The following is a 6,919-nucleotide window of genomic DNA, read 5'->3' as shown; positions in this document are numbered from 1 at the left end:
ATATCCCCCTGTTAACAATTAACAAACTACTAATCAACCATTCTTTATAAGGGAAAAATAGAAGGTGTGGTAAATACATAATCCCTATCTTTTACTGGGTTATGACATTCGATACAGCTTTGAGAGAAATTTGAATCTTTACCAAAAGGTTTCAATTCCTGATCAACCCATCTTGCCCAACCCCAGCCTTTAGTATTTTTATATTTATTTGAATCTTTAAACATAAACTCTGCATGAATAAACGAAGAAGGCACTACAGCAGCTTCCCAATTTTCATCTGATCTTTGGTTCCAAACAACTTTTCCTAAAATAGCACCATCTGGCCATGGATTTATTTTGTTTTCTTTAATGGCTTTTATTGCAATATCATTACCTAAAATTACACGTAAAGAATTATGATCTTTTCGAAAAGAGCTACTTACTACTTGCCAACTTCTATAATCATTAGGGAATTCAATACCGTTTGGTGCATTTTTGACTATTTTCTTTTTCTCTTGGTTATCTACCCATTTATTATAATCGTTTTTGAAATCTAATTCGTTCACACCAGAGTCCTTTATATCTAAATCGTTATCTAGACCTTTAATGTATGTTTCGAGAGCTGCTAATTCTTTTTCATCAATTTCTGCTTCAGGATGCATAAATGAATAGCTTTTAGGTGGCATTATATTCTTTTTAACCTTGGTTAAGATTTTATAAAGAATAGTTTTCTTTTCTTTTTCTGAATATTTATCCCATTCGGAAAAATTTAGTTTTATCCTTCCCTCTATGACATCCTTTCTTACCATTTCAGCTATAAAAGGAATCTTATTGTAAAAAGATATTTTAGTTTCATTTGAGTGACAATCATAACATGAAGTCCTGATGATTTCCTTTACTTCTGTTGAAGTTTCTGTGAAATCAGAAGTCACCTCAGGGTTAGGAATCACTTCTCTAAATTGATATCCAATTATTATGATTGTGATAATCAATATTATACCTATCAATAATTTCTTCATATTTATATATTGCATTGTATGCATTAAATGTTTTTATAATTATCACTCAAAATAAAACTGCTATTAATCTAATTTGGTGCTGTAGTAGTATTCACATTAGCAATTGGCCATACACCTGGTGCCGGAAAACTAACCCCTTTATTATCGCCTCGAACTGCATCTTGACCGAAATAATATAATGGCCAACCTTTATAGGTTAATTGAGTTCTACCATAAACATCGATAGTACCAAAATCACTATTGTTTAAAATACTTGGTATTTGGTCTAATGTTATCTCTGCTATTGGCCACACACCATTATTTGAAAAGTCTGGGTTAGTGAAATTATTGGTATTGTTTGTATCATTGATGAACGTATACAATGTTTCCCCATCTATATCAACGATATAACTTGTTTCTTCATCACCAACTGTATAATTACTTGTATAATTATTACCATCATGACCTATTAATTGAGCTTTTACATACATTAGTGAGTAATCTGGTTTGGCTACGTACCATATATTATTTACATTTTCTCCGTTAGTGTCACCTGCAGTGTTATCATTTGCAAAATAATATAATGGCCATCCCTTGTAAGTTGTTTGCAATTCGCCATCCGTACGTGTAATGGTAGCAAAATCTGCTGCATTTAAACCTGAGCCTACTACTAAATCATCTGAGTAAAATATTGGCCAAATATCTACACATCCTCCCAAACATTCTGATGTATCTTTAGTGTCTTTTGAGAAGAAATAAAGTGTATTACCATCTGAATCTGTTAAAATACTTCCCAATGTCGTATCATTTGATAACTGAACTGTTGGTGGAACAGGTGTAGGTGCTGAGGTAGTATTTACATTAGCAATTGGCCAAACACCTGGTGCTGGAAAACTAATCCCTTTATTATCACCACGCTCTGCATCTTGTCCAAAATAATATAATGGCCAACCTTTATAGGTTAATTGAGTTCTACCATAAACATCGATAGTACCAAAATCAGCATTATCTAAAACACTTGGAATTTGGTCTAATGCTATCTCCGCTATTGGCCATACACCATTATTTGAAAAGTCTGGATTTGTAAAATTGTTGATATTGTTTGTATCATTGATAAAAGTGTATAGTGTTTTACCATCAACATCTACAATATAACTTGTCTCTTCATCACCTACTGTATAATTACTTGTGTAATTATTACCATCATGACCTACTAATTGAGCTTTTGCGTACATTAATGAGTAATCTGGTTTGGCTACGTACCAGATATTATTTACATCTTCTCCATTTGTGTCTCCAGCTACATTGTCATTTGCAAAATAATATAATGGCCATCCCTTGTAAGTTGTTTGCAATTCACCATCAGCACGTGTAATAGTTGCAAAATCTGTTGCATTTAATCCATTTCCTACAGTCAGGTTTTCAGAATAAAAAATCGGCCAAATATCTACACACCCTCCTAAGCATTCTGAAGTATCTTTAGTATCTTTTGAAAAGAAATACAGACTCTTACCCTCTGAGTCTGTCAAAATACTTCCTAATGTAGAATTATTTGATAACTGAACTGTTGATCCACTTGGTTCTGGATCAACATAATTGTTATCATCATCACTACTACAACTTTGTAGTAAAACCGTTAATGCCATAAAAAAGAAGGCACCTTTTGTAATAATTTTTTTCATTTTCTTTTAATGTTAATTGTTTTTAAAATCTTCGACAAATCAAGCAATTACATACAACACCGACACTATAAACCTTTCTTAAAAGGAAAAATCAAGAGGTGAAAAGGAAAAAAAAGAGTTGAAAAATTATTGAAATAATAGTTTTTGATAACAATTGGTTTATTATGAATAGCTAAATTTGTAAAAGAAGGAATTATTACAATTTAATTTTCTAAGAATGAAAAAAGATAAGCTTTACCTATTCACTTTTACATCTTTACTTTTTATAGTTTACTTAGTTGGTTATTATAGTATGAACTATCTTATTGATGTAAATTCTGAACAACTGTTAGAGATACAAATGGAATCTAGCAAAAGAGAAGCTAAAGAGTTTTCTTTTATGATTTCATCTCAATTAAACAATGGTATTCCTGAAAATATTGTTATTAATAACATACAAAAAAGTATAGAAAACACTGACAATGAAACAGGTTTCATATGCATGTTTGATTGGTCTGGAAAAGAGATTTGTCATCCAAATATTGAAAGAATTGGAAAATATGCAGCACCTGAAGAATCTTTTATTTCAACAATAACGGATGATGCAACCTCAAAAGATTTTTATTATTATTTAAAAAATAAGAAAGAAGGTGGGGGAATTAGGACTTTTAGTGAAGAAAATAGAGAATCTGAAATCATATATGTATACCCTGTTAAGAATACTGATTGGATTGTTGCTGCTCACGCTAACACACATAAAATTAAAGAACAGGTTAGTGAATTAAAGAAAAAATTTATCTTGGTATATGCAATAACCGGTACCTTAATTGTTATTCTTTCATTCTTCACAGTAAGACTAATCGGAAGTAGTTATGAAAACAAATTAGAGCTAAAGAATGAAGAACTTTCAGACGAAGTATTAAGCCTTTCTAAATTAAATCTCGATTTAGTAAATTATAAAACCAAAATTAAATCTGAAGAATCTATAAACTCAACTGAGAATGAGAGTTCTGATAAGCATAGAATACTTACCTATTCTAGAGATGAATTATTACCCCTTTTAATTGAACAAATAGCTTATATCTATACAGAAAACACAATTACTTATGTAATTACCTTAGATGGAAAAAAATCAACAAGTAATAGTAGTCTTGATGAACTATATAATTGTTTGAATAAAACATTGTTTTTCAGGGCCAACAGACAATATATTTTATCAATAAATGCTATTGACAAAATTATAAGATATGGAAATAGTCAATTAAAAATAGATGTTTTACCTAAAACTGATGTGAATATTATTATCAGTAAGAATAAAGCAGCAGAGTTTAAATCATGGCTAAATAAATAATATCTCCTCCATAAACAGATATTTTATATCTTAATTTACCAAATGCATAAACACAAAGCTATACCTGTAAAGAATACTTATTTCTCTTTTAAACTTATACGCTATTTCTTTTCTTTGAAATCAATAACTTCCCCCTTAAATGTTCCATGTCATCACTCACTTTTCTTTCAATAACTCTAGCGTAAATTTGAGTTGTAGCAATTTTAGTATGTCCTAAGAGTTTCGAAACAGTTTCAATTGGAACACCATTACTTAAAGTTATTGTAGTTGCAAAAGTATGTCTGGCCATATGAAAGGTTAGATTCTTTTTTACACCACTTATGTCAGCCAGTTCTTTTAAATAACTATTTAGTTTTTGATTTGAGATAACTGGAAAAAGTGTACCAGAAGATTTTGCTTTAATATGCCCTTCATATTTATTTATAATTTCTTCAGCTTTTTCAAGTAAAGGAATACGAACTTTTTTATCTGTTTTTTGGCGATTAGTTATTACCCATTTATTACCATCAATTCCTAACTGAATATTTTCTTCTGTTAATTGCATTACATCAATATATGAAAGTTCAGTATAGCAACTAAATACGAAAAGGTCTTTTACTATTTGTAGACGCTCGATATCAAATTGTTTTTCCTCAATTGAATTTAATTCATCTTGCCTTAAAAACTCTCTATCATTTCTTATATAACTAGGTTTGAATCTAATAAAAGGATCTTTGTCTATCCATTCCATCTTATACGATAATGTTACCATTTTTCGCAATCTTTGTATGTGCTTCATAACAGTATTATTCCCCATAGGTTTTTGATGATCTTCCGGAACATGAGCTCTCAAAAACTTTTCAAAATCTACAACAAAACGAAATGTGAGCTTCGATAAATAAATGTCATCTTTTTTTCTTTTCTCTTGTAGAAATTGCTTTATGTATTTCTGAGTTGTGAAGTAATTTTTTAGTGTACCATAGCTTAAAGTTTCAGACATTTGAGTGTTATGATAATCAACTAAGGTCAATAAAGAATATTCGTTATCGTCTTCTCCTAAAAACCGTGCTTTGATAGTTTGCGCCGAGATTAATTCTTTTTCTGCACGTAGTTGTTCGTAAGATTCAAAAATTCTGCTTTGAACTTGGTCCAAATATCTATTAAGTAATCTAGATTCTTGTTTGGTGCCACGAGCTCTTCCCTTTGAAGAATTCCACTCAGATAGAGCAACCTTTCTTTTAAGGCTAATATTTACTCGCTTACCATTAACTGTAATACGGACATAAACTGATACTTGCCCATTTTTAATTCTAGTGCTAGACACCCAAAAGAGTGTAGCAAATGTGTTTTGTGACTTCATAGCTATTGTCTTTAAATTAAATTTTGTTAAAGACGAAAGTCAAATCAACTAATCAGTATCAAGGTAAATTCGGTTAACACTTTTTGTGTTTTACAAACTGTTAACCGAATTGTTAACCGAACTGAATCAAACGTTATCAAATTCTATGATATCGTAAAAACAATAAAACCTTGTAAATCAATAGATTTACAAGGTTTTTAATACCATTTGTATGGCTTATTGTCGGGGTGGCAGGATTCGAACCTGCGGCCTCCACGTCCCAAACGTGGCGCGATAACCGGGCTACGCTACACCCCGAATTTTGAGTTATCTTTTTCGGACTGCAAATATAGAGTTTTTCTTTCTATTCCAACAACATTTCTTTAACTTTAAAAACTAATTTATTTAAGCCATTTTTGGTATGAAATTTAAACTTCCTTTTCTCTGTTTAATCCTTATATGCATCTTAACTTGTGCCCAAGATAAAAATCCTATAAATACCGAGAATAGTTACGAAGTTATTGTATCAGACTTAAATATTCCTTGGGGTTTTACCTTTCTTCCGGATGGTTCTATGTTAATAAATGAGAAAGCTGGAGAACTCATTCATTTTAAAAGCGGAAAAAAAACAACCATAACTGGCTTACCAGAAATTTATCTTCGAGGACAAGGTGGCCTAATGGATATCATTTTACATCCAAATTATAAAGAGAATGGTTGGATATATTTCTCTTATGTATCCTCCAAAGGTGAAGGTCAAGGTGGAAATACAGCTATCGCAAGAGCCAAACTTAATAGCAATAGGTTAACTGACTTAGAAGTTCTATACAAAGCAACACCAAACACAAAAAGAGGTCAACATTTCGGATCACGTCTCGTTTTTGATAAAGAAGGTTACTTATTCTTTACTATTGGAGAACGTGGCAATAGAGAGGTGAATCCTCAGGATATCATAAGAGATTGTGGGAAAGTATATCGTCTTAACGATGATGGTTCAATTCCAAAAAACAATCCTTTTGTAGATGAACCTAGTGCAAAGAAAGCGATCTACTCATATGGTCACAGAAATCCACAAGGCATGACGCTTCACCCTAAAACAAAAGAAATTTGGACACACGAGCATGGTCCAAGAGGTGGTGATGAAATAAATATTATAAAAGGTGGCAAAAACTATGGTTGGCCTGTAATTAGCTATGGCGTGAATTATAGTGGTTCAAAATTCACAGAAATTACTGAGAAAGAAGGCATGGAACAACCACTTCATTATTGGGATCCATCCATCGCACCTAGCGGAATGGCATTTATAAACAGCGATAAATATGGAGATTGGAATGGAAATCTTTTGATTGGGTCTTTAAAGTTTCAATATTTGGACATGTGTACACTAAAAGATAATAAAGTCATTAAAGAAGAGAAATTACTTGATGGTTTAGGCAGAGTAAGGTGTGTAGAGCAAGGACCTGATGGTTATATTTACGTAGGAATAGAAAATTTAGGCATCGTAAAACTTATAAAACAATAACGAAATCAATTTGAGACATCAGATAGACTTTCTAAATTATTTAGATTCATTTTAAAGCTATATCATTTTTGCCCTGAAATTACTACAATA

General features: G+C 31.4%; 5 protein-coding genes and 1 tRNA gene. 2 read left to right on the top strand and 4 right to left on the bottom strand.

The features are described from left to right. Positions 1-44 precede the first annotated feature (44 nt). Together QZZ53_RS03210 and QZZ53_RS03205 are read right to left on the bottom strand one after the other, a co-directional pair. Positions 45-998: a cytochrome P460 family protein gene (locus QZZ53_RS03210; protein ID WP_296381407.1), complete on the bottom strand. Its 954-nt coding sequence runs from the start codon at positions 996-998 to the stop codon at positions 45-47. Between the two features lie 68 nt (positions 999-1,066). Then, entirely contained in the window at positions 1,067-2,659 is a 1,593-nt protein-coding gene (locus QZZ53_RS03205) for a hypothetical protein (protein WP_296381404.1), read from the bottom strand. Positions 2,660-2,876: 217 nt separating this feature from the next. Between QZZ53_RS03205 and QZZ53_RS03200 the strand changes: the two genes are divergently transcribed. Continuing rightward, entirely contained in the window at positions 2,877-3,989 is a 1,113-nt protein-coding gene (locus QZZ53_RS03200; protein WP_296381402.1) for a LytTR family transcriptional regulator, read from the top strand. 94 nt (positions 3,990-4,083) lie between these two features. On the opposite strand, the gene QZZ53_RS03195 is transcribed toward QZZ53_RS03200, so the two are convergent. Then, complete coding sequence (locus tag QZZ53_RS03195) at positions 4,084-5,328, bottom strand: site-specific integrase (RefSeq protein ID WP_296381400.1); 1,245 nt, start codon at positions 5,326-5,328, stop codon at positions 4,084-4,086. 222 nt (positions 5,329-5,550) lie between these two features. Then, positions 5,551-5,625: transfer RNA gene (locus QZZ53_RS03190), tRNA-Pro, on the bottom strand. Between the two features lie 103 nt (positions 5,626-5,728). Between QZZ53_RS03190 and QZZ53_RS03185 the strand changes: the two genes are divergently transcribed. Next, positions 5,729-6,829 carry a PQQ-dependent sugar dehydrogenase gene (locus QZZ53_RS03185; RefSeq protein WP_296381398.1) on the top strand — a complete coding sequence of 367 codons (1,101 nt, stop codon included), beginning with the start codon at positions 5,729-5,731 and terminating at the stop codon, positions 6,827-6,829. Positions 6,830-6,919 lie beyond the last annotated feature (90 nt).

This window comes from Winogradskyella sp. (genome assembly GCF_016744625.1).
In the GTDB taxonomy this organism is placed as follows: Bacteria; Bacteroidota; Bacteroidia; order Flavobacteriales; family Flavobacteriaceae; genus Winogradskyella.
Note: the sequence above shows the minus strand (reverse complement) of the source record. Positions and strands in the feature narration are given on the sequence as shown.

Excerpts from the sequence above, each read along its gene's own strand:
- QZZ53_RS03210 (WP_296381407.1), bottom strand. The coding sequence starts at position 998 with ATGAAGAAATTATTGATAGGTATAATATTGATTATCACAATCATAATA.
- QZZ53_RS03205 (WP_296381404.1), bottom strand. The coding sequence starts at position 2,659 with ATGAAAAAAATTATTACAAAAGGTGCCTTCTTTTTTATGGCATTAACG.
- QZZ53_RS03200 (WP_296381402.1), top strand. The coding sequence starts at position 2,877 with ATGAAAAAAGATAAGCTTTACCTATTCACTTTTACATCTTTACTTTTT.
- QZZ53_RS03195 (WP_296381400.1), bottom strand. The coding sequence starts at position 5,328 with ATGAAGTCACAAAACACATTTGCTACACTCTTTTGGGTGTCTAGCACT.
- QZZ53_RS03185 (WP_296381398.1), top strand. The coding sequence starts at position 5,729 with ATGAAATTTAAACTTCCTTTTCTCTGTTTAATCCTTATATGCATCTTA.